This is a genomic window from Synechococcus sp. PCC 7335, assembly GCF_000155595.1.
In the GTDB taxonomy this organism is placed as follows: Bacteria; Cyanobacteriota; Cyanobacteriia; order Phormidesmidales; family Phormidesmidaceae; genus Phormidesmis.
The window spans coordinates 3172199-3198393 of record NZ_DS989904.1; the positions used below are offsets into that span (position 1 = coordinate 3172199).

Sequence of the window (26195 nt, forward strand, 5' to 3'; positions counted from 1 at the left end):
CGTAGGCAAGCGGAAATCCAGGCCTTAAACGCAGAAATTCAAGCAGGCAGTCTTACGGTAGAGAATTTGATAGCAGCTGACCTTACCTGGCCTGCAATCAGGGCTGCTTTAGCATTAGGCAAGCAAGTAAAAACCTTATCTAGCGAACCGTACGCTTCTGTAAAAATTAATGGACAGCATCAAAATCAACAACAAAAGTCTCTAAGCGAAAGCGTTCGATTGCAAGCAATCTCTACTTTGCAAAAGCTCTACTATCTAGATGGCTATCTAGACGGCTACCTGTTTAGCAACCGCCTGATTGGTCACTCTAGCCGAGTGACTAGTATGAGCTTTTCACCAGATGGAGAGATACTGGTTTCTGCTAGTGAAGACGGCACGGTAAAGCTATGGGACAAACGCGGCCAAGAAATTCGCACGCTCGAACACTCTGGCCGAGTCCACAGCGTAAGTTTTTCGCCAAATGGAGAAACTATTGCCGCTGCAGGCGAAGATAAAACAGTAAAGCTGTGGGATAGAAGCGGTCGTAATATCCAAACGCTTGAGCATGATGGCCGGGTCACGAACGTGGACTTTTTCCCAGACGGAGAGATGCTGATTACTGTTAGTCAGAACAATACGGTGAAACTCTGGAATAGAGACGGCCAAGAAATTCGCACGCTCGAATATGATGGTGCTTACATCCGTGATGTGAGCATTTCACCCAATGGAGAAACACTAGCCATTGCTCAGGGCCACGAAGTTATGCTGCTGAACAAAAGCGGACAGCTATTGACAACATTTGCGGCGCATTTTCAAAATATTGAGAGCATGGGCTTTTCGGCAGACGGAGAAACGCTAATCTCAGCTGGTGGGGATGGGTTAGTCAAGCTGTGGGATAGAAACGGTCAGCAAGTGCTAAGTCTAGTAGGCGATCTTGATAGCAGGGAACGTTCAGATAGCATTCTCGACGCAAGCTTTTCACCGAATGGACAGACCATTGTTGCAGTCAGTCAGAACGGCACTGTAAGGCTATGGGATAAGCGTGGGCAAGAACTACAAACCTTAGACGGTAGTGGCACTGTAAGATTTTCGCCAGACGGGGAGACTATCGCGGCTGTCGGGCAGAACCATACAATAAAGCTATGGCATCGACAACGACAAGAACTACCAACACTGGCAGGTCACTCTAGATGGGCTAGCGATGTGAGTTTTTGGCCGGATGGAGAGAGTATAGTCTCCCTGGGGCAGAACCATACAGTAAAGCTCTGGAATCTGAATGGTGAGGTGCTACAGAACTTAATTGGTTATATCAATGGGCTTAAAAGCGTGAGCGCTTCGCCAAATGGAGAGATGCTAGCTTTGCTGTACTCTGACGGTACAGCAGAGCTCCGGAATCTGGATAGCCAAGCTCGAACGGTCATTAAGCATTCTACTTCTATTAGGAGCGTGAGTTTTTCGCCAGATGGAGAGACCTTAGCGACTGCGAGCTTGAACGGCACAGTAAAGTTGTGGAATGTGAACGGCCAAGAACTACAAACCTTCGCTGGTCACTCAAATTACGTTTATGACGTGAGTTTTTCACCCAATGGAAAGATGCTAGCTTCAGCGAGCGAAGATGGCACAGTAAAGTTGTGGAATGTGAACGGCCAAGAACTAAAAACCTTCGCTGGTCATTCTGGAGGCGTCAACGGCGTGAGTTTTTCGCCAGATGGAGAGGTGATAGCTTCAGCGAGTGAGGACGGGACAGTAAAGTTGTGGAATCTAAGTGGTCAGTCGCTGCAAACCTTGATCGGTCACTCGGATGGCGTTAATGACGTAAGTTTTTCGCCAGATGGAGAGGTGATAGCTTCAGCGAGTAAAGATGGCAGGGTGAAGCTATGGAATCTAGAAGGTCAAGAATTACAGACGCTGGTAGATGGTTCGGGGCGGGTCAGCAGCGTCAGATTCTCACCAAATGGAAAGGCCCTAGTCTCAGTAGACGGAGACATTGAAGAAGGTAACAGTAGAGTAATTATCTGGAATTTTGACGTAGACGATCTTATGAACAAAACCTGCTATTGGCTGCGAGACTACATGACTAACCCAACCACTCCTGAAGCAGATAAGGGGCTGTGTGCTGAAGAGCTTGACGCGACTAGCAACGCCACAGACTCAGGTGTCTTAAGCATGGTGTCTAGAACCATTCGCTTTTTAAGCACAGTGGCAGAGCGTTAGAACATAGTTTTCATAAAAGTGTAAAAACTATGTTCTAATTCGCTAAATAGAGAATATCTTTCTTCGCAACGGTCTAAGATCTCAGTAATGCTTTGACAAGTGTTCAATACTGTTCTATCTACGATCTGATAAAGAGTTTTACGATGGCTTTCCATGATAAGGTTCGCATTGCTCCTCACTACCGGACCACTGGCTTACTAGCTATGGGTGTGCTGTTTATATTAGGCAGTTGCACAATAGGTCAGACTACTGCCCAAGAACCTACATCGCCGTCGCCGTCACATATGACTGAGGATGTCACTGTTGATGAAGCGACACTAATAACACCAACTTCCATAGGTGAGGCGAAGACCTGTATGTCGCTTGAAGAACTTCAGCGTGATCTCTCAATGATGACAGCAACCGTCGTCGGGCAAGACGATGGGCTACTAGCGGATGCTTCAGGTGTGGTCGTTCTCAACGCGGCAGGAGAGCTTGCATTTTATGCACCTAGCTATGGAGACGTTCAACCGGATGAAAAGCTACTCTTGTTTGTTACAACCAATCCAGACTATCAAACGGCAAAAGGGATTGGGCCTGGAACCTTAATTGAAGAGGCCGAACGCGCATATGGCCCGGCTAGCCTAAGCTACCACCATGAGGCTGAAAGTCGTGAGTTTGTCACCTTTGAGAATGGGCCAGAAAACATTGGTTTTCGTACGGGTAGTGGCGACGAGGCAGGTGTGTATTCTCCTCAAGAAGGACCTTATTTTCAGACCCAGTCATATCGCGGGGGGGCTACGATTCAGTCAGTTTGGGTGACTGACAGAAGCTGCTTAGATGATTTTTGAGGCTTCAGCTACCCTTCTATCGCTTTTCGCACTTTCTTACTACACCAAGAAAGCCTACAGCCCTTGTCATACAACGCAAAGTGCATAGCAATTGCACGTAGGCGCAGCTTTCCCTTTGAGTATGCATCCGCGCATTGCTATACAACCCTACTCAAAGCTTTATGCGATCGCATAACTCCTCTACTGGAAGGTTGCGATCACATTTTTTTTGGTTGTCATCACCGTACAAAAGTCCGCGGAATATCAGCTTCCGCCAAACTTCTGCTTTAAAGCTGCCAAAGTCAGTGCTTTCTACCAGCTAGCTGCCTTCTAACCGCGGCAGAACCTCAGCATGCGCCTGTTTTACTGAAGTCACAGCGTTGAACACAGCGCATTTGACCTTCACTCAAACAGCACTACAGAGGGATTTCACCATGACTTTCAAGCAAAACCTATTCGCAAACGCTCACCGTCTAAAAGCAGTCTCTGCTGGCCTACTTCTAGCCGCTACAACCCTAGTTGGCTCTGCACCTGCCGCATCAGCGAACCACCATCTGGCTCTCTATACACCCATTGAAGAGCCCGCCGCCGTTGATTGGACAACACGATACGCAGGTGAGGTCCCGTTCAGTAATATTTCAGACGGCCCAGTGAACGTTCGCACTGGCCCAGGGACTGATCGACCCGTCATTCGTCAGCTAGCACATAGAGAAGGTGGCATCATCGAAGGCTGCAACACAACGCTTGATTGGTGTCTTTTAGGGTTTGGCGACGGCACGAACGGCTGGGTAAAAATGAGCTTCTTCGCTGGCTTCGCAGATCAGCCCGATTGGATGTCTCGCTACTCGCCAGAAGCGTACTACGTCAACAACACACATGGCGCTATTAACGTACGCAATGCGCCCTTTTTAACCTCGACTATTCAAACGACACTTGCGCCTAACGAAGGCGGCTACATTCAGACCTGCAACGTAGACCTCGATTGGTGCCAAATCACGCTCAATGGCACGGAACAAACAGGATGGGTGTACATGCCGTTGATGACTGGCAGGGTGGACATAGGGTGTCTGTCTCCATCTTCGAATTCATTGAATTCATCAAATTCACTAGATTAAAGCCCTCAAAAAGTTAACCCCCTCCAAAGCTTCAACTATGAAATCTCTACTGACGCCTGCTTTACCCTCAAACGCAAAGCGAATGATGACTGGTGCGATCGCTCTTTTCATCTTCAGCCTATCAACAGCTCTGATGACTCGCCAAATAGTCTATACCTTTGCACCACAGATTGTTGAATATGTCGTAACCGAAGCCATTCAGTCCTTGCTTTCTTACTAAGCAACTTGAAAGAAAAATATAAATCAACAACAAGAAAATGACAACAACTCACAACACAGCATCCACTATTGTTAGCGAGATGACTAAAGCGCAGTCACCTTCATCTGTGACTATTCCAGATAACCTACCGAACAGCATTATCGATGTACAAAACCGCATCCACCTGCTGGGCTCGCTCCTTCATTTAGCAATGCACTCCCCCCTACATCGTCGATATACGCTAAACGAGTTAGAAGAACAGTTTGTGGCTAGTCTCATACACGGTCAGTTTCGTTACTACGAAGTCGCTGGCTCTCCGGTGGGCTTCGTCAACTGGGCCTGGCTGACAGACGAGCTAGCCGAGAAATATTCTACCGGAGAGTACACGATAGCTCTGAACGAGTGGCAAGGCGGTTCACAGCTTTGGTTCCCGGAATTCATTGCGCCCTTTGGCCACACAAACGCAATCGTCAGAGATTTGCGAACTCATGTTTTTGAAAAAGGCACCCCTGCTAAAGCACTCAGAATCTCACCAGAAGGTGACTTCAAAGGAGTCAGTCAGTACCGACTCTAATAATCTCTGACAACAGATCCATTCCAGGATGCAGTCCATCTATCCGATTCATCATTCCTATCGTCATTTATTTTGAGGCATTCATTCCATGGGTAAGGCAGTTAAGTCCGTCAAAAGAACAGTCAGAAAGACAGTCGCTTCCGTAAATCCGTTTTATAAAAAAGGAGGAAACGGAAATGACAATTACACGATCTATGGCGCAGGATCAGCTTACGGCAACGGCGGCCATGATACGCTCAGAGCCTACGCCCTGTATGTCAAGCTTAGCGGCGGTAGCGGTAACGACAAGCTTTATTCCTATTCTGGCCGGAGCAAGCTTTATGGCGGCAGCGGTAGCGACTATATCTACGCGGTTGGACTTTCAAATTATGTAGATGGGGGTTCAGGCAGCGATCGCATCAACGTAACTGCTGCGAAGAATACCGTATACGGCGGGTCCGGCAACGATAATATCAAAGCGCTCGGCGGTTACAACAAGATTTATGCCGGTAGAGATAATGACTATGTAGAAGCCTACGGTGGCTATAACCAAATCCGAGGTGATGCGGGCGACGACACAATCAAAGCTTGGGGCGCTGGTAACAACATTCAAGGCGGACAGGGAGACGATAGCCTCTATGCCTTTGCAGCTGGCAACGTTGTTTATGACCTCTACGGAAATAACACCGTTCGCAGTTATCTAGGTGCTAACGTAGTTACAACAGGTGCTGGAAACGACAACATTATTGCAGCGGGCGTAGCAAACGTTATCACTGCTGGCACTGGCAATAACATAATTCACGCACTTGGCGGACTAAACGTTGTAACGACTGGCTCTGGCGACGATTCAATTCACGTTGGCGGTGGTCTGAATGTCGTTGCCTCAGGTACTGGGAACGACAAGCTTTATGCAGCAGGCAAAGCCAACATCCTCTACAGTTCTGGCGGCGATAACGTAATGATGGGCTTCGGTGGCAACAACATTTTGATTAAGACCGGAAACGGTATCGACAAGATGTACGCAGCTGGTGGTCTCAACGCTCTGACTAAGATCGGTGATGGCGACACCACCATGATAGCGGGCGGCGCTTTCAACGCGCTGACTAAGGTAGGTGATGGCCGTGATGTTCTTATGAGTATTGGCAAAGGCAACCTGCTCACAAGAGTGGGAGATGGAGAGTCACTCATGCTAAGTGGCGGCAGCTACAATATCGCTACGAACTGGGGAGAAAGTCAGGATATAGTAGTCTCTGTCGGAGTTCTGAATGCGGCAGTTGCGGGCGCTGGCGATGACAAAGTGTTTATGGTAGGCAAGGGCAATCTTGCTTTCGGTGATTCTCTTGGAATCTCTTTAGAGGCTTTCAAGCAAAGTAGTACTCGCAATGCCGGTAGCCAGGCTAAAACTGAGAAAGTCAGCGTCAATACAAACTGGCAAGCGATGGTAGATAAGCTTGATGCTACCCTGGATGTTACTGGCGACGACTTGATTGTAACCGCTGGCATACACAATGGCGTTGTTGCTGGGAGAGGCGCTGATACGGTTGTAACGCTAGGCCAGAACAATGTAGCCGTTGGTGACAATCTGACAGACATCATCTCCAACTTTTCGGTGGACTTGTCTAGCCTCTCAAACATTGGAGCAAAAGCGATTTTACCTAGCTGGAATTTTGATTTCTCTCTTGATATTATTCCACCTAAATTTGATATTGATTTGGGTGTTGAGATTCTTCTCCCTGAATGGAACTTTGACTTTACACCCGAAATTATTTGGCCAAAGTGGACAATAGACTTCTCTCCTGAAGATTTAATTCCAACCTTCAGCTTCGACTCCTTCTGGCCTAGTATCACTCTGCCTGAGTGGAATACTGACCTATCAAGGCTCAACTTAGACTTTTCGGATGCGAATTCTGATACGCTTGTGAGCCTCGGAAAAAACAACGTCTTATTTGGCAATAGTGGAAATGATCAAGCTTACGCGGTGGGTCAAAACAACTTCGTTCATGGTGGCGAAGATGATGACCTAATTATCACCGTTGGTAAAAACAATATTGTGCTTGCCGGAGAGGGTACAGATACTGTTGTCACTCTGGGTAAAAACAATCTAGTGATAGGCGATGAGCTACTTACAGATGGCTTTACCCTTCCTGACTTGAGTAATCTTGTATTTGACTTTTCAATGTTCGACTTTGACTTTGAACTGCCCGCCCTCGACCTTTCCGCTCTTGACCTAGAGATCGATCCGCTAATCCTCGACTTTTCCTGGCTCGGTTTCGACTTTGCTATTCCTGATTTAGACCTCTCGGGTTTAAATGCACACTTTTCCCTTCCCGACCTAAATTTCAATTTCGAGCTACCCGATTTAGACTTCTCAAACCTTGGCTTTGACATCAGCGCCGACTTCGACGATATGCTGCTGAGCGTCGGCAGCAAAAATGTCTTGACCAGCGGTGATGGTAATGATCTATCGGTTGCCGTTGGCACAGGTGATAAGAAGGCAGGCAGCTGGAATATTTCTTTCTCAGGCAATGGTGACGACGTCGCTGTCGGACTAGGTAGCTACAATATTTTATTCGGCGGCGTGGGTGATGATGTGCTTCATGCCGGCAAAATCACCCCTTCTAATCTCAAGAAAAAAGGCTTCCAAAAAAGAACAGTTGTTGACTCTAGCAACATGAATCTTTTGGTTGGTGGTGACGGTGACGATACGCTTCAAGCTAGGGGAAAAGGAAATGTGTTGTTTGGCGGTAATGGTGCAGATGATATTTCAGCGTCAGGTAAAGGAAATCTGATCAGCGGTGGGACAGGCAACGACATAATTGAAAGCTCGGGCTACCTTGACTTGATTCATGCGGGCGTAGGTGACGATACTATCGTGGTGAAAGGCATTGGCAGCGTGGTGAGTGGTGGTGCTGGCGACGACCTAATCAGAGTCAGCGGCGCTAAGGGTGGACTCTTGAGTACGCTCAGCGGGGGAGGCGGTAGCGATATCTACAAGATTGACGCAGCCTTTTTCCAGACTTCGACGCTCTACCAAGCTACCTATATTAACAATGAGGGTGATACCGATACGACAGATACACTTCTATTCGGCGGCGACATTGATGCTACTGATGTAAGCTTTCAACGGTCTGGAGATGGCGATTTAAAGATTGGGCTATTTGGCACCAATCGGCATCTTATCTTGCAAGATTGGTACAGCAGCAGCGCCACGGAGAGAATTGACCAGATTCGACTCGGCAGCGATTTTAGCTTACAGCAGTCTAAGGTAGAGGGACTTGTCGATGCCTGGGCAGAGTTTCGTGAGGGCGATCGCAGCAAATCCGCTTTACACAACACGATTCAGTTAACTTGGGCCTAGTGCTAGTTTAAGTTCAGGGCTGTTGGTATCACCCATATCCGATGGTATGGACTGCCATCGACAACCGCAGAACAAGCGTTGAATTCTTTAGCTACAGCGATTTGCAAGACAAGTCTTATGTAGACCAAAGCTTGATATGCAAGAAAGACGTAATAGGTAATTCGTTTGGATAAAGCTAGTGCCTTCGAAATAGGTGTAGCCCTCTACGCTCTTATCTCGATCTGAAGGCTTTTGGCGTTACCCCCGTGAGTTGACGGAACTGTTTGCTCAAGTGGCTATGACTGCTGAAGCCACAGTCTAAAGCAATGTCTGTAATTAGCCGATCGGTCTGCTTTAGTAACTGCTTTGCTCTTTCTACCCGCTGCTGAATTAAATACTGGTATGGGGAGATACCAACAGACTGCTTGAATAAGCGACTGAAGTGAAATTGGCTCATGTCAAGCAAACCTGCTAAATCTACAAGCTTTATGTCCTGATCCAAGTGAGCGTCAATATATTCTAAAATTCGACGCAGCTGATACTGAGGAAGTCCTCCTTCATAAACAGCCAGCTGGGGTTGAGTGATTGTATGTTCCCTTAGCAGAGTGACGGTCAGAACATTTGTGAGTGAATCTAGGTATAGCTGATTGGCTAAACTACCCTGTTGGTATTCGTTCAGTAGCATCTGGCTGATAGACTCTAGCTGCGGGTTGTGGGCTTGAAAGGTGGGCATTAGCGAAAGGTGATCGCTATCTCCAATTACTGTTTCCCTGGCAACTTCTTTCACAAACTCATCTGTTAGCTGAATTTGCAAACAATCTTCATCTCCTTCCCACCGTACAAACAGCGGCGTATCAGCCGGTGTAATCAAAATATCTCCTCGCCTGTACAAGCCCGTATGAGTCTTTCCATCCTGCGCTTGCAAGTAATGCACCGGACGAGAAGACAATGACATAAAGAGCGTGTGCTTGCCCTTAAAATGGCAGCTCCCTTCCCCAGCGGGATTGTGCAGTTGCTGAATTTGGATCGGCGCTTTTTGAACTGGTGTTTGATTTTGAGTCGTTTTCACCGCGATTCTTTCCACAGGTCAGTTCGATGTATCTCACTTTCAATATATCGATGTTTTCTAAGTACGGATCGCTTGAAGGGGCACCTATAGCAATCCGCACTTAGCTTAAACCATCACTAGGCTTAAACCATCACTAGAAGTGATAAATCCTTATTCTACAAAGCGCTAAGTGTGTAGCAATCCACAGTTGCACCAGCAGATTGCCATAAATGAGCCTTGAGCAAAATTCGCAAACACACCGCAAGATTTTGATAGTTCCGCAAGAAGTTGAAAGCTCAAGAGCTGCAGTCTCTTTAAGCTAATAGCGTCAACACTTCGGAGCCTAACAGCATGAAACTTGTAATTTTTGGAGCAACCGGAAGCATTGGTCAGCAGGTCGTAGATCAGGCACTTGCGCAGGAGCACACCGTCACTGCCTTTGTCCGCGACCCGGCTAAGCTAGAGACCCAACACCCTAACCTAAGACTGTTTCAGGGAGATGTCATGAACCTCTCATCCGTAGAGCAAGCTGTTGAAGGGCAAGACGCCGTTGTCTGTGTTCTAGGCTCTGGCAAGAGCCTGACGAGTACTATCCGCTCAGAAGGCACTAAACAAATCATTCGGGCTATGGAACAAACTGACGTTCGACGGTTGATCTGCCAGTCGACTCTAGGCGCAGGGGATAGCTGGGGCAATCTAGACTTCTACTGGAAGTACATCATGTTTGGGTTCATTTTGCGAAAGGTATTTGCCGACCATCAAAGACAAGAGCGCTACGTGAAGCAGAGCCATCTAGATTGGACGATTGTGCGACCGAGTGCCTTTATTGATGGGCCTCAAACAGGTGCATACCGTCATGGATTTCCAGGCGATGACAAAACGTCACAGCTTAAAATCGCACGAGCTGATGTAGCAGATTTTCTCTTAAAACAGCTGACGACAGATACATACTTAGGAAAAACACCTAGCCTGTCTTACTAGCACTCTTTGAGCGTCACAAACATTCTTTTCAGAAGTACTTCAAAAGCTCACTGCAACAATTCATAGGAAACTTTGGAATGATTCTTCACAACCTTCAATTCTCCTTGATCCATTTCGCAGTCATTAGCAGTGCGCTCCCTGGTTTTACTCAGCTTCCTTTGGTCCAGTAGTGGTCTGTCTGTTGCTAGCAGTAGCGGCACTGCGTAATTGGAAACAGACAGGGACCTTGTTTAGTCTTGAGCTTGGCCTGAAAGCATGAGTTGGAGCTATAGCTTTGGTCACTTAGCTTACGGCATGGTCATTGGCTATAACCCTTGTGTTTCAATAGGCTAAGTGACTCGCAATGCACGAATGCATCCGCACCTTGCTATACATAACCATGGGCCTTCAGCAAGAAATGGCTCGCTCAGACATATTTTATAGAGCCATAGCAGAACGTGTGGCAAAAACGATAACGCCTATACCTAGCAGTACAGCAATCGTAACGGCTGCAAAGAGTCCAGTATCCTGGTTTTCAAATGTACTACCATTGTCAATGGTGAGAGTACTGCCTAGATTGTTTTGTTGATTGCTATTGCCGTTTTGATAAGTCCTCTAGCCGGATCAGAAGAAAATGAATTGTTCTATCAGCGATCGCCTGGTAGATAAGCTGTTTCATTCAGTAAGTGACTGACCAAGAGCTTCAGGAAGAATAAAGGTAGAAGCCACTCTAATCCTGGTGTGGGTATCAACAGATAGTGATTGCCTACCAGAGCCAACCCATACAATCCTAACGCGACCGGACGCTGTAAATAAAGCGGCACCTATAGAATTAGACATGCCGCTGTTAGCAAATAAGCAGCCACGCTGCTGAAGAACAGCCAATCGCCATTGCGAAACAACAGGGCAACTAAACCGATATGGAAAAGGTGAATAGCCACAAAGGATAATAGAATCTAATGCTTTGCTGGCTTTGAGTAATGGTGTGAGTTTTGATTCGCTGATTCAGGCGAATGGACTTAGCGTCGATCAGCAACTGCTGATTATTCGCCGCTATATCGAACAGGTTTTGACCTAAGGAAAATTATTTCCCTGACTCAGACAGTAGTGTAAGCTTTCAATCTAATAATGCCCAACGAATGCCCAATCGATTGTTCATAAGTCAGTCTGAGTTCAAGATGAGGAATTGCTAGCATCAGTTGACGTGATAGGCTTCTAGCCAAACCGCCTATCTGAAGCTCGATTAATCAGCCCTAAAAATTGAAAATGTCCTCGTTTGGTGAGGCTTATTGAGAACTAATAGGTATCGATGAGGATGGGTAATTTCTAATCCCCTGCTCTGATAGGGATTGCAGTACTTTGCTTGTCCCAAACTGACGTTCGTGTTAGTTCGTTATAACGTAGCTATTTTCTAAACAACGAGCATGATGAGAGTAAAAATCTTGCGATTAGCGCAGAACGCTAAACTACCTAGGTATGAGCATGACGACGATGCCGGTATGGATTTGTATGCGATCGCCCCTCAAACTATAGAGCCTAGCGAAACCGCCCTTGTTCCGACAGGTATTGCCATCGAACTTCCCCCTAGCACTGAAGCTCAGATTCGTCCTCGTAGTGGTCTTGCGCTCAATCATGGCATCACTGTTCTCAACACGCCCGGCACTATTGACGCAGGCTATAGAGGAGAGATTCGAGTTATTTTAATCAACCACGCTAAACGCCCTTTTAAGGTAGAAGCAGGAATGAGAATTGCTCAGATGGTGATTATGCCTGTGATTCGAGCAGAGTTGGAGGAAGTAGCCTATCTGTCGAACTCGGCTAGAGACAGAGGTGGCTTTGGTTCTTCTGGCCTATGAAGACGAGCTGGTAAAGCATGGACAGTTGAATTCACCCAGATGTTTCATTAGAGTGAGGGTAACTGCTATCTTTTCTTTTTATGACAGCCCTTTCTGCACGCCCTGATTCTGCTCAAAATTCGGAGCGATCGCTTCAAGATCTCGTCCGGGATCAGCGGGCTTTTTTTGCGACCGGAAAAACGAAGCCCTTAGACTACCGATTAGAGCAGCTCAATAAATTACGAGAAGCAATCACTGCGCGTCAAGATGCAATTATTCAAGCGGCGAAAGAAGATTTAGGGCGTCCTGAGTTCGAAGGATACTTTGAGATTGGGGTAACCGCTGAGTTGAGCTATGTACTCAAGCGGCTGAAGTCTTGGGTAAAGCCACAAAAAGCTAGCTTGCCCATTTCTCAGCTTCCTGGTTCGGCGTGGGTGCAGCCGGAGCCTTTAGGCTGCGTATTGATTATTGGGCCTTGGAACTATCCGTTTCAGCTGGTTATCTCACCTTTGATTGGGGCGATCGCCGCTGGCAACTGTGCCATCATTAAACCTTCCGAAATCGCGCCAGCTACCTCAAAAGTTGTTGCTGAGCTGATCTCATCTACTTTCGAGCCCAACTATGTCGCAGTCAAAGAAGGCGGCGTTGAAACGTCCCAGGCGCTGCTAGCTGAAAAGTTCGATCATATCTTTTTTACTGGCGGCACCCGTGTTGGTCAAATTGTGATGGAAGCAGCCGCCAAGCAGCTGACACCCGTCACTTTGGAGCTAGGTGGGAAGAGCCCCTGCATTATCGATAAAGATGTCAACGTAAAGGTCGCTGCTAAGCGGATTGCTTGGGGGAAGTATCTCAACGCCGGACAAACCTGTGTCGCTCCAGACTATCTGCTAGTTCATAGCGATATCAAAACAGAGTTTGTGGAAGCGTTGCGACAGGTTGTGTCTGAGTTCTATGGCGATGATCCATTGCAGAGTCAAGATTTCTCTAGGCTGGTGAGCGATCGCCAATTCGATCGAGTAGCTAGCTTAATAGAGGGTGAAGAAATCGTTATCGGTGGGCAGACTGATAGGAACGAAAAGTTCGTGGCCCCTACCTTGCTAAACAACGTGAGCTGGGACGCGCCTGTGATGCAAGAAGAGATCTTTGGTCCTATTTTGCCTATCCTGGAATACCAAAATGTTGAAGAGGCGATCGCGCAAATTGCTGCTAGACCTAAACCGCTGGCGCTTTATCTATTTTCAAATAGTCGATCTCTGCAAGAAAAAGTCCTTGCCTCGACCTCTTCAGGCGGTGTTTGCATCAACGATGTCTTTTTGCACGTCGCTATTTGGGGGATGCCCTTTGGTGGTGTCGGTGACAGCGGCATTGGCGCCTACCACGGAAAAACCAGCTTTGACACCTTCTCACATATGAAAAGCATCTTGAGGAAACCTTTCTGGCTAGACATCGATTGGCGCTACCCACCTTATGCTAAAAAACTAGATTTCTTCAAGAAGATCGTTAGCCTATCCTAATAAAGAGAAATTATGAACACCTATGGAAAGATCAACTACCTCAAATTGCCAACCAAAGACATAGAGAAGACTAAAGCGTTCTTCACTCAAATATTTGATTGGAAGTTTAAGGATTTTGGCTCTGACTATACAGTCTTTTCCAACGCTGGCGTTGAGGGTGGATTCTTTCAGTCTGACAAAAGTGTTTCTACTGAAAGCGGCAGCGTACTGATTGTTCTCTATAGTGAGACCTTAGAAGAGACTCAGTCTCAGATAGAGGAAGCAGGTGGAAAGGTTACCAAGCCCATCTTTTCTTTTCCCGGTGGGCGCCGGTTCCATTTCAGCGACCCTAGTGGTAACGAATACGGTGTTTGGTCAGACACTTAACTGGTAATTTGAACCTGGCAATCGAACTATAAGCGTCTGTTCTAGCCTGACGACGTTGCAAATACCTTCATTCGGATATCTAGTAGGAAAGGAATCTAGATATCCGAATGAGTATTATGAGACCTTAGGAAGCAATAAGATTATAAGGTACGAGGAGAAGAGCGTTCCTTAACCTAAAGAGACACTTCGTGATGCAGATACGGGGGTAACAAGCTCAGTATTCACAGGCTCAGTAATCAGTGTCGGTTCAGAGGCGGCCTCGTTGTCAAACCCAGCTTGTGCGCCAAGTGCGAATGCAACCAACCAACCAGCAATTACGAGCGCTATAACAACAGCCATTTTTAGAATTTCCTTACGTGGATGTGTATCGGACGCTAAGACAAAAATGCCGTTTTGCTGCTACTGGTAGAACCTAAAACCTACTGAAGGCCATAAGTGAGCAGCGCTTCGTCCTTATGTAAAGCAATGTAACACATTTGCGTCTCGATTAGAAAATAAAAAGTCAATAGGTATAAGTGCTATTTGTCTATATTTCTATTGATTATCTAACTTAGATTGATTTGAGTCTATGGATGTGAGCCAGTGCGGGTTTGATAGATGGTGCTACTCATCTAAGGGCGTCTGTAAGTATCGTCTTACAGAACAGGTATTACTTGTATCGACACATCACTAGAAATGGTTGATGCGATCGCTCATCATTTTAGGCCTAACAAAATATACGAGAATCGACAAGAAAGCGAAGAACAAAGTTGTTTGTCTATTTTCTCTATTGTTTTAGAAGATATAGTTAGAAAAGGGCGAGGACTGCTATAGGAAATCAGTAAGAACCCAAAATTTTATTTTAGGGTCGAGATTTCAAGAAGTTCTCTCTTAACCGAGAAGTTTCGTCTTTTCTCCATATCATCACTAATTCAACGGCTGGGGTAGTTTCTATAAAAGGACGGTAGCAGATGCCTGCTCGCTGAAGCTTCTGAGCAGCAGTTGGTAGGATAGCGATGCCAAGATTCGCAGCAACCAAGCCCAAAATAGTTTGTAGCTGTTGCGCAGTTTGGGTAATGTTAGGGCTAAATGAAGCCTGCTGGCAAAAGCTGATGATCTTGTCGTACATCTCGCTCGCTAGCGGTCTTTGAATGAGAATAAAAGGCTCTTGCTCAAGGCTGCTAATCGAAATTGCTTTGTGAGTGCTCAGACGATGGCCTTCTGGCAGGGCTACGACCAACGGCTCGCGCCAAACAACCTTGTCTGAAATACTAACATCTTCAATTGGGGGCCTGACAAAGCCAATGTCGATTTGGTGTGAAAGCAGCCCCGAAATTTGCTCTAGGCCCGTAGCCTCTTGAAAGGTAAGCGCTACTTGCGGATAGCTTTGGCGAAAGGCGCTAATCCACGGCGGTAGAATGCTGTACATGGCAGAGCTAACAAAGGCGATCGCCATCTGCCCAGTCTCTCCTCGATCCGCCTGCTGAGTCTTTCGGCGAGCAACTTCAATTCGTTCAAGTATTTGTTCGGCTTCTTTCTTTAAAACTTCACCTGCGGCTGTTAAGCTGACCTTTCTTTGTGTTCTTTCAAACAGTTGCACATCGAGATCAGATTCTAACTGTTTAATTTGCATACTTAGCGGCGGCTGAGCCATGTTTAACCGCTTGGCGGCCTGTCCAAAATGAAGCTCATTGGCCACTGCTAGAAAGTAATTTAGCTGTCGCAGGTTCATAAGGTCGACGAATAATACTTTTAGAGTATCAAATTTGGATAATAAATATATTAGACAGTTATATGAACTGTGGCTAGGCTGTTAATAGCGCGCTATGAATAGGCACTACCACCGCCTGCAATGAACGCTATCAATACACTATGAAAGTTTGCCAAGGAAAATCTCTGGGAAAATCTACCTATGCCAGATGCTGTTTGGAACGCTGCAAACTATCAAGACCAATTCGGCTACGTTTGGCAGTTCGGTGAAAGTTTAATATCACAGCTTGCTCCTCAGCCGGGAGAACGGATCCTGGATCTAGGCTGCGGCACTGGGCAGCTTACGAACGCGATCGCCGATCACGGTGCTGTTGCGTTAGGTATCGATAGCGACCCCGCGATGATTTCCCAGGCAAAAGCCAACTATCCTACGCTTTCTTTTAGAACCGATAGTGCCGATAGTTTTCAGCTTCTGACTCCGGTAGACGCGATCTTCTCTAACGCTGTACTGCATTGGGTGCCTAGGGCCAAAGCCGCCGCTAGCTGCATGGCAAATGCTCTTAAGCCGGGCGGAAGACTAGTTGTGGAACTAGGTAGCCAGGGCAATATGCAGACTATTCTAACGGCGTTAGAGGCGATTAGCGGCAAGCATAACCTTAACCCCTGGTACTTTCCAAAGCTGGGTGAGTATGTTGCTATTCTGGAGGCGGCTGGTTTGAGTGTAACGTATGCGCATAGTTTTGATCGGCCTACGCCACTAGGTGCATCCGGTTTGACAGGTTGGTTAGATATGTTTGCTCAGCGTTTCTTCCAGCATCTATCTACTGAAGCGTGGAGCGATCTAGTGCATCAGGTTGAAGCGGCAGTACCTCAGCTATATCAGGATGGAATTTGGATTGCTGACTACAGACGGCTAAGAGTGATTGCACTCAAGATATAGCGATCACGCTTTTGAAGTTTGTATTTGTTGGAAATTGTGATGGTATGAGCGTGATTGCTATAACAGGACAGCTAGATGGAGCTTGAGGCGGCGTTCTTGTTGGCAGCGGCGATCGCGGCTGGAGCGATTAATGCGATCGCCGGCGGCGGTGGTCTGTTGGTCTTTCCTGCGCTGATACTATCTGGCATTGCTCCTATCAGCGCAAACGCGACTAGCGCTGCTGGCATTTGGGTCGGTATGTTGGCCAGTAGTTTTGCCTATCGTCTGGAGCTGCGAAGTGTTTCAAGGCGTTTATGGCCAGTGACTGTTGCCAGCTTGGCGGGTGGGGCACTAGGCGCTTGGCTACTGCTCAATTTTTCGGATGAAGGCTTCGCGGTTGTTGTTCCTTATCTAGTGGCTATCGGTACGCTTTTGTTTGCATTTTCTCCTGATATTGCTCGTCTATCAAAAAGATCTAGAGGTAACACAGCTAAGTTGCCTATGCTCAATCAGCCCCTGCTACTCTTGGGACAGAGCCTAGTTGCTCTCTATGGTGGCTTTTTCGGCGGCGGCGCGGGCATTTTGATGTTGACTTTGCTAAGGCTTACCAACTCAGGCCCTTTGCAAACGCTTCAGGCTGTCAAAGTCTGGATGGCGCTGTGTATCAATGCTGCGGCCTTAAGCTACTTTGTTTTTGTGGGCGTTATTGACTGGCCCTACGCTGGTCTAGTCGCTATGGGTACATCGATAGGCGGGTATAGTAGCGCTTACTTTGCCAAAAGCGTCCCGGCTGTTTTACTCAGACGTTTTGTAGTTGTGACAGGAACTATCTTGTCAATCTATTTTTTTGTAGAGACGCTGGGATAGCTCAATCTCTTCTTTCTTGTTAGGCGTTAACCATTTGGCTAGGCGCTAACCGTTTGGCGCCGACGAATATCTTCGAGCTTGGCGTCAGGAATGGCGGCGATCAGCTCTTGTGTGTAGGGCCTTTGGGGTGAGTTGTAGATCGCTTCGGAAGGTCCAATCTCTTCAATCCGACCTTTGTTCATCACCATAATGCGATCGCTAACAAATTTCACAACACTTAAATCGTGAGAGATAAAGATATACGTGAGATTAAATTCTTGCTGCAAATCTTTTAGTAGATTTAGCACCTGAGCCTGTACAGATACATCTAGAGCAGAAACGGATTCATCACAGATAATAAACTTAGGCTCGCAGGCTAGCGTTCTAGCGATACAGACCCTTTGCCGCTGTCCACCTGAGAACTCAAAGGGCATCCGGCTCATAGCGCTAGCACTAAGCCCAACTCGCTCTAATAGGTCGGCTGTGCGCGATCGCCGCTGTCTTTCATCCCCTCCCAATCCATGGATCCGCATGGGTTCCATAATCGCTGAGCCGATTGTTTGTCTAGCATCTAGCGACCCATAGGGATTTTGAAAGACGATTTGCATCTCACGGCGCAGTCGTCGCATTTCGTCACTACTCAACGCTAGAACAGATTGACCATCGAAGCTAATTGAACCTGATGTAGGCTCGATCAAGCGAAGCAAACAACGGCTAAGAGTGGATTTACCGCAGCCTGACTCACCAACAAGCCCTAACGTTTCGCCTGGATAAACATCGAAACTGACGCTGTCTACAGCTCGAAATACCGTTTTCTTAGAGAAAAAGCCGTGTCTAACTGGAAAACCTTTGGTTAGCTCATTTACTGTGAGTAGTGGCTGCTGTTGTAGAAGCTCGGTGCGATGCTGCTCAATCTCAGTAGGACTGACTTCTGCGAGTAGCTCAGCTCTTTCAGCTTCCGTGCGAACAGTTGCTGTAATCTCTTTGTTTTCATCCACGTTCATGAAGTCGCTGACGGTAGGCAGTCTGCGTAGCTGCTTGTTGGGTCTTGGTCTGCAGTTCAACAACCCTTGCGTGTAGGGATGCTGTGGATTAGCAAACAACTCGTACACAGGCGCAATCTCAACTAAATCACCCTTGTACATCACAGCGACGCGATCAGCGATTTGGGAAACGACACCCATATCATGAGTGATGAATAAAATGGCGGTGCCTCTTGCTGTCTGCAAGTCTCTAAGCAGATCGAGAATGGTGGATTGGATGGTGACATCGAGCGCAGTAGTGGGCTCGTCAGCGATGAGGACAGCGGGATTGCCAGCTAGCGCGATCGCAATCATTACCCGCTGCTGCTGCCCGCCCGAAAGCTGATGGGGATAGCGGCCCAAGACTTGTTTGGGTTTGGGTAGCTTGACTTCTTCAAAAAGGGCGATCGCCTTAGCTTCTGCGGCGCTTCCGGTCAAATCCTGATGGAGCTTAAGGGCTTCTATGAGCTGATCGCCGCAGGTATAAACTGGATTGAGCGAAGTGAGTGGCTCTTGAAAGATCATTGAAATCAGCCGACCTCGATACCGACGGCGATCTTCAAGTGAAAGCTTGAGCAGATCGACTGGCTCGGCATTGGGCGTATTCGGATCGCAAAACCAAATTTCACCTGAAACCTGAGTACTTTCTTCTAGCAGACCGATTAATGCCAAGGAGGTCACTGATTTTCCTGAACCCGATTCGCCTACCAGTCCCAGCGTTTGCCCAGGGTCAATAGAGAAAGAAACTGACTTTACCGCGTCAATTGCGCCTGTTTTGGTTGGAAAGGCGATTGAAAGATTGCGAACGTCAAGAATCGGGAAAGTCATCTTCAAGCTCTAAGACTACAAAACGACGGGTAACTGCACTGGTAACTGCACTATAGATGTAACAATACAGCACTAGAACCAATAGACTGTAGCTAGTTGAACGAAAGTGTTTCTATTATCTTGGTCTCTATCGCTGTTTTGATAATGTTTTGGGGCAGCGAAGGGGAGCATTATAAAGCCGAGCCCGTAAGGAAACTATGATGTCTTCGCTGATTTAGTTTGTTTATTTCTCTGCCTCTTTTTGTTCACATGCCCTGACATAAGCCTTTCATGAGCCTTTTTGGCAATATGTTTTGTTGCATATCTCTGGCACATATATTCCTACACATTTGTTTTCACACATTGTCATCTCTATATCGAGAATAGATAGATCTTTATTCTGAGTTGAACGGCATAAATGTTCCAAATGTATCGATTTACGCATTTTATCTAGAAATTTTCGCGTAGGTTCCTATAATCCTCTCTAACTAGGCCTTCAGGGATAGAACCCTGTAGAAACAATATTGGGAGTTCAGAAGCTATGCGTCTACACTTTTTCTTCAGGCAGCGACTGCGACGAGTCCTTCTAGCGGTGATGGCGCTGACGCTGGCAGTTGTTCTAGCTAATTGTGGGGGCGCTTCTGAAGATCCATCAACGGCTGACGGTGATGGCATAGAGGCTCCTACGGGGGCGCTTGTGTTCGGCTCGGTTGGCCAACCCGTTAATCTCACACCCGGAGATATTACCGACGGCAATTCAATTTATGTTCAGCAGCAAATTTACAACTATTTGATTGGTAATGAGCCAGGCAGCACAGAGCTAGCACCGGAGCTAGCGACCGAATGGAGCGCGTCTGAGGATGGGAGAACCTGGACGTTTAATCTGCGAGAAGGCGTAAAGTTTCACGATGGTACGGACTTCAACGCAGAGGCCGTTGTCTTTAATGTCAATCGCTGGTGGGATCCAGAATTTGAGTTTGGCTACCGTGATGCAGGCGCTCTATATGAGATTTGGACGGACTTATTCGGCGGGTTTAAAGGTGATGAAGCTTCGACGCTAGTCGATGTGAGAGCAGTTGATGAGCTAACGGTTGAGTTTGAGATCGCTGAACCATTCGCCGCCTTTCCAGCTGCGATTTCGTCAGGTTATTTTGGTATCGCTAGCCCGACAGCAGTGCAGGCTGGTACTGACTACGGCACCCCGTCTGGTGCGGCCGTAGGTACTGGACCATTTGTGTTTGATTCTTGGATCAGCGGTGATCGCGTCACGCTTACCAAGTTCGAAGACTATTGGGAAGATGGGATGCCTAAAGTCGACCAGCTCGTCTTCAGTTTTGTTGAAGATCCAGCAGCTAGACTGGCTCAGCTACGAGCCGGGACGCTAGATTTCACGGTGGATCTTACGCCCGATCAGCTAACTGAGATTGAGTCAGATCCAAACCTAGAAGCGGTCTATCGTCCTTCGTTTAATGTCGGCTATCTAGCGTTGAATCCTAGCTATGAACCGCTAGCGACCAAGGAAGTGCGGCAGGCGATCGCTCAGGCTATTAATAAGCCTGCCATTGTTGATGCCTTCTGGGGCGAGCTAGGCGAAACTGATGGCCACTTTGTTCCGCCTTCACTAGAAGACTATAGAGATAGCAGTATAGATGACTACGAATACAGCATAGAAGCGGCACAAGAGGCGATCGCTGAAGCGGGCTATCCTGATGGCTTCGATCTAGACATGTGGTATATGCCTGTCAGCCGTCCCTATTTCCCAAATCCCAAGCCGATTGCCGAGGCTTTTGCCGCTGAGCTAAGCCAGATTGGGATCAATGTCAACTTGCAGACCAAAGACTGGGGTGCGTACCTAGCTGATCGCAACGTAGCCCCTGGCTTCCAATCATTCATGCTGGGCTGGACAGGTGATTACGGCGATCCAGATAACTTCCTCTATGCTCACTTTGGTCCTGGCGCAACTCAAGATTTAGGCGACTATCAGAACCCTGAGCTGTTCGATCTGCTCGAACAGGCACGGATAAACAGCGATCCAGCTGAAAGAGAAGCGCTATACCAGCAAGCAGATGCGCTCATCTTTGAAGAAGCCCTGAGAATTCCGATTGTACATTCCCAGCCTCTGTTGGCCAAACGCGCCGAGGTTGATGGTTGGGAACCTAGTCCGTTTAGCTCTGAGCCATTTGTCGCAGTTGAGAAAGGGTAAACACTCATCTCACTCTTGTGAATAGAACATTCTGCTATCACACGAAAAGCACACAGTCGAGAATTAAGACCGGTCAGGAGCCAGTCAAAGGCCACCTAAAGACCAATCAACTTCTAGCTTGCAAGTCACTCTTTAGAGATCATCATGGGCAGATATATTCTTAGACGATTGCTCCAATTAGTGCCGGTCTTACTAGGCATCTCACTGCTCGTATTTATCTTCTTGCATCTCATTCCAGGCGATCCGGCGGTGACTATGCTGGGCGATCGCGCTACGCCGGAGGCAGTTGAAAAGCTGCGAGAGCGTATGGGTCTAAACGAACCGTTACCACTTCAATATCTGTCGTTTTTAGGGAATCTACTGACCTTTGATCTAGGCAACAGCATCTTTACCGGGGTGCCCATTGCCGAAGAAATTCGTTTGCGCTGGCCTGCTACGTTTGAGCTATCTGTTATCGCTATGCTAATTGCTCTGCTAGTCGGCATCCCAGCAGGTGTACTTGCGGCTGTTAAAAAGAACAGTTGGATTGATAATTTGACCATGACTGGCTCTTTGTTAGGCGTGTCAATGCCGGTCTACTGGCTAGGTTTGCTGCTGGTTTATCTGTTTGCAGTAAACTTGCAATGGCTGCCCCCTAGCGGCCGCACTGACATCAGCACTGTCTTTCGACCTGTTACTGGCTTTTTTATCTTTGATTCAATTATTCAAGGTGATTTCAAAGCACTAGGGGATGTGTTGGCTCACCTAGTGCTACCGGCTATTACTCTAAGCACCATTCCTTTAGCCATTATTGCTCGAATTACTCGGAGTGCCATGCTAGAGGTGCTGTCGCAAGACTACATTCGCACCGCTCGCTCCAAGGGACTGAAGGAATTGATTGTCATTGGCAAACATGCTTTGAAGAATGCCATGCTACCAGTCGTTACCATCGTTGGCTTAGAGTTTGGGACACTGCTAGGCGGCGCTATCTTAACAGAAACAATTTTCTCTTGGCCAGGTATTGGTAGCTGGATCTATGGCGGTATTTTGCAAAGGGACTACCCGGTTGTGCAAGGCGGCGTTGTTTTTGTAGCGTTTGTGTTTGTGTTGATTAACTTACTAGTTGATCTCTCCTACGCGCTATTAGACCCTCGTATTCAGTATAAGTAGGCCCACCTAAGTAAGTCCGCTCGACATAAGCGCTTGACTTTGTTTTTTGTGACTTCATTCCCTTTTTGTGTGTTCTTATGGCGATCGCTCCTCCTCCTGCGCCCACGGTAACAAAACGTCGATCCAAACTTCTTCGGAACCGGGCGGTGCAAAGATTTCTCGAATCGACCTCTGGGTTGATTGGGTTGGGAATTACCGTGTTCATTGTCTTGGCAGCGCTTTTGGCACCTGTGCTTAACCCTTACGATGCGGCTTCTGCTAGAGATTACGCTGCTAGGTTACAAGGTCCGAGTATGGCGCACTGGTTTGGCGCAGATGGGCTAGGTCGAGATATTTTGACGCTGGTTTGGTACGGGCTTAGAACCTCACTTGTGATTGGTCTTGTTTCGGTTCTTATTGGTTTGTTGATTGGTGTGGGTTTAGGGCTAGCTGCTGGCTACTTTAGGGGTTGGATAGAAACGGTCGTTGGCTGGGTGACCGATGTAATGCTGGCGTTTCCGTCTATCTTGCTAGCGATCGCCGTGGTCACCGTCACTGGCCCTAGCGTCATCAGCGTTATGGTGGCCGTTGGTATTGTTCAAATCCCCAAGTTTATTCGACTTACTCGCAGCATGGTGTTGTCTTTGCGTGAGCAGGAGTTTGTTCAAACCGTTCGTGCTTTTGGCGCTAAACCCCCGCGAATTGTCTTTCTACATATCTTACCTGCTAGCTTGGCCCCTCTGGTCGTTCAAGCCACCCTTGCGATTGGTACGGCTACACTTGAGGCAGCCGGACTGGGCTTTTTGGGATTGGGTGCGCAGCCTCCCACTCCTGAGCTAGGCACCATGCTTTCAGATGCGTTTAAGGGAGGATATTCGCTTTCGGCCCCTTGGACGATTGTGTTCCCAGGATTGTTCATCACCTTGACTGTGCTAGCTTTTAACCTGCTAGGTGATGGACTTAGAGACGCGCTTGATCCCAAAGGTAGTCACTAGAGATTAGAGCCAACTAGACCATACAAATTGAGAGAATACGGCTTCCTTTACTTTACGATTGGTCTATCGTGATATGAATGCTGATTGAAAAGGCGCACTCAACTATCACCATACAGTTTCAGCTGAATAATGCAAGAGTCACAACTTTGGAAAAGGGCTGCCATTTTAGAGTGTGCAATGAAGTGTTCAATTATTAACAAATAGTGACTTTACTAGTAGGCTCTATCCTGTTTACAGAAGCTATTATAAGGTTGCATCTATTTGACATCTAAGCCAAGTTGGAGCCTATATGAGACTGTTCAAAGTATTGATTACGCTGGCTTTGTTTTGTGTGGGAATAGGGCTCTCTGCTATGCCTAGTCAAGCCGTTGAAGAAGAAACCTTGGAAGATATTGAAAGCAACTACAGCTATACGCTTAGTGAAAGCGATGATGCAGTTATTAAGCTAGATCCACTTGATTTTGAAGGCAGAGAAGTGGATGCCGAGCTACTTAGTGCACCTCGTCCTAGAACAGATATCGATTTTGTTAATTTAGAATCAGACCGCTATGAGGACAGTAGAGGAGTTGAGATTATTGAATTGTCTATACCAGTCGAATAGCTTGTTAATTAGCGAGTCTCGGTAAGGATCGCAGAACTTCAGATGTTTGATCCCCATTCTAGCAAGGCTTCTTGGGATGGCTTACCGCTGTTCAATCTCAACAGGTTTTTCATGTCGCCTTACCCATCCAGCAATCAGCGCTAGCCCAAACACACCCAAAAGAGCAAGAAACAACAGAATCTTTCCGCCTTCTAAAGCGCTCGCACCTACCGCTACGATAGGTGGGTTCGAGATAGCGATACTGAGTACTAGGGCCGGGAAAAACTTTTTCCAGGGTGCCTTAGCTAAGCCTACCCCATACGCTACAAAGTCAAAAAAGCCCGACATCAGAAAAGCTGTCATCAAGAAGAAGTTTTGTTCTAGATGTCGCTGACTTAGTCTATCGACCCTGTCCATGAACCGTTTGCCAACTAAACGACTCACTAGCGATCGCCCATAGCGACGAGACAGCCAAAAGCTTAGCGAACAAGAAAGTAGGTCAGACAGACAAACCACAAATAATCCTTGCTGAAAGCCCAACAGTCCACCTGCCGCAATTGAGTAGGCCGTTCCAGGCAGCGCTGGAATGACGACGCTGCTAAATCGCAGTACGAACAAGCCTACTGGTGCCCAAACGCCCATCCGTTCAACCTGGGCTCGTAGCGTTGCCATGCCGTACTGATTGATTAGCACGACCGCCATCACGACTAGTAGTGCGATCGCTACAAACTGGAGAATTCTTCCTATCCGCTTGTTCAATCTCTACCTCCTGATCTTGGCTCAGATTTAAAACCAAGCATAAACATCCGAGCGCTTGGCACACACTTCCTCTGATAAATCGTAATTTTCGAGTGCTCTACTTGGGTAGCTCTAGTCATGTAACCTAGAATTTCGCATAATAATGATTTGAACGAACAACCACTTTTGATTTTTTTGCTGAGTCATGACTCGTTTTCTTAACCTCTTCGCCGTGATCCTCGTTTTAGCAGGCTGCTCGGCTGCTGACGGACCGAGTCAGATAGAATCCTCAGTTGAACCTAGCGAGGACGCAGCCGCTGAGAACGCAACGACCGAAGACGCAGCCGCTGAGAACGCAACGACCGAAGACACAGCAGATAAAGACACAGCAGACGAAGACACGGCAAAAGATGCTCAGCCGACTGAAGATGAAGAAGGTGTTGATCAAAAGAACGTCAAGCTTGTGATTAAAGATCAGCCCACAGCGGGCCAGATCGTCGTTGAAGAAGTCGCCACTGCAAGGGATGGTTGGGTTTCTATTCACAAAAGTAACGAAGCCGGCGACATAGAGCTTCCTGATAGTCTTGGGCAGGCTCGCGTGGATTCTGGCGACAGTGAGAACATCATTGTCGATCTTTGGGAAGCGCCCTACCCAGAGGAAAAGCTATGGGTACTCTTACATATTGATAGTGGCGAACGTGGTATCTACGAATTTCCGGGTGCAGATGTCGCCGTCAAGAAAGAGGGCGAAACCATGGCTCGCTCTTTTTACATTCAAGAGGACACTGAGGAAGACGAATAATTTTCATTTCTAGTTGCTTCGTTTTTAAGATGTAAAGCTTCATAGCGCTAGCATGGACAGTGTTCTGTATAAGCGCCACAATAGACCTCATGCGGGTATAGCTCAGTGGTAGAGCGTTTGCTTCCCAAGCAAAATGTCGCGCGTTCGAATCGCGTTACCCGCTTTTTCAAAGCCCTTTATTTGCTTAGACGATTGCTGTAGAGATTAAGGAATTTCGCGGCCAGTCGGCGACTGTATCCTTCGAGCAGGCAATCGGTCGGTATATGCTCTATCGTCTACTGCTCGATCAAGTTGACCTAGATCACCGTCTCTACCTGGCAGTTAGTGATTTGGACTATGGGCAAATTTTGAGCGAGCCTATTGGAGAGCTTGTCATTAGCGAGCTACCATCAAATTTGATTGTCATTGATTCTGTTACCCAACGGCGGGGATGACGTATTGCCAGAATAGCGGCAATAAAGAAGGTTTTATCACCGAGTTCTGAAACGGTGATGAGTAATAAACTGGCCGTGAAAGCAATAAGCATCGCCAAATTAC

At 47.3% G+C, this 26195-nt stretch carries 23 protein-coding genes, 1 tRNA gene and 1 pseudogene; 19 read left to right on the plus strand and 6 right to left on the minus strand.

Annotated elements, in window-relative coordinates; all coding sequences use genetic code 11:
• Nucleotides 1-66 precede the first annotated feature (66 nt).
• From S7335_RS13725 to S7335_RS13750, 6 genes are all read left to right on the plus strand, one after another.
• Entirely contained in the window at nucleotides 67-2193 is a 2127-nt protein-coding gene (locus tag S7335_RS13725) for a WD40 repeat domain-containing protein (RefSeq protein ID WP_006453514.1), read from the plus strand.
• A gap of 143 nt (nucleotides 2194-2336) precedes the next feature.
• On the plus strand, nucleotides 2337-3023 hold the full coding sequence (locus S7335_RS26015; protein ID WP_006453448.1) for a hypothetical protein: 687 nt from the start codon (nucleotides 2337-2339) through the stop codon (nucleotides 3021-3023).
• A gap of 413 nt (nucleotides 3024-3436) precedes the next feature.
• A complete protein-coding gene (locus tag S7335_RS13735; protein ID WP_006453831.1) occupies nucleotides 3437-4117 on the plus strand; it encodes an SH3 domain-containing protein in 681 nt (226 codons plus the stop codon).
• Nucleotides 4118-4154: 37 nt separating this feature from the next.
• Nucleotides 4155-4337, plus strand: a complete 183-nt coding sequence (locus tag S7335_RS13740) for a hypothetical protein (protein ID WP_038016234.1) — start codon at nucleotides 4155-4157, stop codon at nucleotides 4335-4337.
• Nucleotides 4338-4374: 37 nt separating this feature from the next.
• Entirely contained in the window at nucleotides 4375-4890 is a 516-nt protein-coding gene (locus tag S7335_RS13745; RefSeq protein WP_006454424.1) for a toxin-activating lysine-acyltransferase, read from the plus strand.
• An 88-nt stretch (nucleotides 4891-4978) separates the two neighbouring features.
• The gene (locus S7335_RS13750) at nucleotides 4979-8227 is read left to right on the plus strand and encodes a calcium-binding protein (protein ID WP_006455114.1); all 3249 of its coding nucleotides are present in this window, start codon (nucleotides 4979-4981) and stop codon (nucleotides 8225-8227) included.
• A 211-nt stretch (nucleotides 8228-8438) separates the two neighbouring features.
• Here the strand turns inward: S7335_RS13750 and S7335_RS13755 are convergent, their stop codons facing one another.
• Entirely contained in the window at nucleotides 8439-9275 is an 837-nt protein-coding gene (locus tag S7335_RS13755; protein ID WP_006456421.1) for a helix-turn-helix domain-containing protein, read from the minus strand.
• A 330-nt stretch (nucleotides 9276-9605) separates the two neighbouring features.
• On the opposite strand from S7335_RS13755, the gene S7335_RS13760 reads away from it, so the two are divergent.
• The 4 genes from S7335_RS13760 (at nucleotide 9606) to S7335_RS13775 (ending at nucleotide 13929) form a co-directional block, all read left to right on the plus strand.
• On the plus strand, nucleotides 9606-10235 hold the full coding sequence (locus S7335_RS13760; protein ID WP_006456595.1) for an NAD(P)-dependent oxidoreductase: 630 nt from the start codon (nucleotides 9606-9608) through the stop codon (nucleotides 10233-10235).
• Between the two features lie 1403 nt (nucleotides 10236-11638).
• Entirely contained in the window at nucleotides 11639-12070 is a 432-nt protein-coding gene (dut, locus tag S7335_RS13765) for a dUTP diphosphatase (protein WP_369791681.1), read from the plus strand.
• A gap of 80 nt (nucleotides 12071-12150) precedes the next feature.
• Nucleotides 12151-13563, plus strand: coding sequence for an aldehyde dehydrogenase (locus S7335_RS13770; protein ID WP_006456928.1), 1413 nt, complete (start codon nucleotides 12151-12153; stop codon nucleotides 13561-13563).
• A gap of 12 nt (nucleotides 13564-13575) precedes the next feature.
• Nucleotides 13576-13929: a VOC family protein gene (locus S7335_RS13775; protein ID WP_006456376.1), complete on the plus strand. Its 354-nt coding sequence runs from the start codon at nucleotides 13576-13578 to the stop codon at nucleotides 13927-13929.
• A 168-nt stretch (nucleotides 13930-14097) separates the two neighbouring features.
• Here the strand turns inward: S7335_RS13775 and S7335_RS27805 are convergent, their stop codons facing one another.
• The gene (locus S7335_RS27805; RefSeq protein ID WP_006454868.1) at nucleotides 14098-14268 is read right to left on the minus strand and encodes a hypothetical protein; all 171 of its coding nucleotides are present in this window, start codon (nucleotides 14266-14268) and stop codon (nucleotides 14098-14100) included.
• Between the two features lie 502 nt (nucleotides 14269-14770).
• Complete coding sequence (locus tag S7335_RS13780) at nucleotides 14771-15640, minus strand: LysR family transcriptional regulator (RefSeq protein ID WP_006455944.1); 870 nt, start codon at nucleotides 15638-15640, stop codon at nucleotides 14771-14773.
• 180 nt (nucleotides 15641-15820) lie between these two features.
• Between S7335_RS13780 and S7335_RS13785 the strand changes: the two genes are divergently transcribed.
• Both S7335_RS13785 and S7335_RS13790 read left to right on the plus strand, forming a co-directional pair.
• Nucleotides 15821-16558: a trans-aconitate 2-methyltransferase gene (locus S7335_RS13785; RefSeq protein WP_006454938.1), complete on the plus strand. Its 738-nt coding sequence runs from the start codon at nucleotides 15821-15823 to the stop codon at nucleotides 16556-16558.
• A 75-nt stretch (nucleotides 16559-16633) separates the two neighbouring features.
• On the plus strand, nucleotides 16634-17404 hold the full coding sequence (locus tag S7335_RS13790) for a sulfite exporter TauE/SafE family protein (RefSeq protein ID WP_006456069.1): 771 nt from the start codon (nucleotides 16634-16636) through the stop codon (nucleotides 17402-17404).
• 38 nt (nucleotides 17405-17442) lie between these two features.
• Here the strand turns inward: S7335_RS13790 and S7335_RS13795 are convergent, their stop codons facing one another.
• Nucleotides 17443-19233 (minus strand): ABC transporter ATP-binding protein, encoded by a 1791-nt coding sequence (locus S7335_RS13795; RefSeq protein WP_006457239.1) that lies wholly within the window; start codon nucleotides 19231-19233, stop codon nucleotides 17443-17445.
• Nucleotides 19234-19753: 520 nt separating this feature from the next.
• On the opposite strand from S7335_RS13795, the gene S7335_RS13800 reads away from it, so the two are divergent.
• From S7335_RS13800 to S7335_RS13815, 4 genes are all read left to right on the plus strand, one after another.
• The gene (locus tag S7335_RS13800; protein ID WP_006455454.1) at nucleotides 19754-21415 is read left to right on the plus strand and encodes an ABC transporter substrate-binding protein; all 1662 of its coding nucleotides are present in this window, start codon (nucleotides 19754-19756) and stop codon (nucleotides 21413-21415) included.
• A gap of 144 nt (nucleotides 21416-21559) precedes the next feature.
• Nucleotides 21560-22564 (plus strand): ABC transporter permease, encoded by a 1005-nt coding sequence (locus S7335_RS13805; RefSeq protein WP_006454277.1) that lies wholly within the window; start codon nucleotides 21560-21562, stop codon nucleotides 22562-22564.
• A gap of 77 nt (nucleotides 22565-22641) precedes the next feature.
• On the plus strand, nucleotides 22642-23538 hold the full coding sequence (locus S7335_RS13810) for an ABC transporter permease (RefSeq protein ID WP_006453898.1): 897 nt from the start codon (nucleotides 22642-22644) through the stop codon (nucleotides 23536-23538).
• A 289-nt stretch (nucleotides 23539-23827) separates the two neighbouring features.
• Entirely contained in the window at nucleotides 23828-24139 is a 312-nt protein-coding gene (locus S7335_RS13815; protein WP_006454696.1) for a hypothetical protein, read from the plus strand.
• A gap of 81 nt (nucleotides 24140-24220) precedes the next feature.
• Here S7335_RS13815 and S7335_RS13820 read toward each other — a convergent pair whose 3' ends face one another.
• Nucleotides 24221-24877 (minus strand): TVP38/TMEM64 family protein, encoded by a 657-nt coding sequence (locus tag S7335_RS13820; protein ID WP_006456540.1) that lies wholly within the window; start codon nucleotides 24875-24877, stop codon nucleotides 24221-24223.
• Nucleotides 24878-25061: 184 nt separating this feature from the next.
• Here S7335_RS13820 and S7335_RS13825 point away from each other — a divergent pair, with 184 nt between their 5' ends.
• From S7335_RS13825 to S7335_RS26840, 3 genes are all read left to right on the plus strand, one after another.
• A complete protein-coding gene (locus S7335_RS13825; RefSeq protein WP_006454840.1) occupies nucleotides 25062-25658 on the plus strand; it encodes a hypothetical protein in 597 nt (198 codons plus the stop codon).
• 91 nt (nucleotides 25659-25749) lie between these two features.
• A tRNA-Gly gene (locus S7335_RS13830) sits at nucleotides 25750-25821 on the plus strand.
• Nucleotides 25822-25909: 88 nt separating this feature from the next.
• Nucleotides 25910-26092: an element excision factor XisH family protein gene (locus tag S7335_RS26840; RefSeq protein WP_255346478.1), complete on the plus strand. Its 183-nt coding sequence runs from the start codon at nucleotides 25910-25912 to the stop codon at nucleotides 26090-26092.
• Here the strand turns inward: S7335_RS26840 and S7335_RS26845 are convergent.
• A pseudogene (locus tag S7335_RS26845) lies at nucleotides 26074-26184 on the minus strand (TMEM165/GDT1 family protein); the annotation flags it as partial. The gene S7335_RS26840 and the pseudogene S7335_RS26845 sit on opposite strands and share 19 nt — an antisense overlap.
• Nucleotides 26185-26195: the final 11 nt, after the last annotated feature.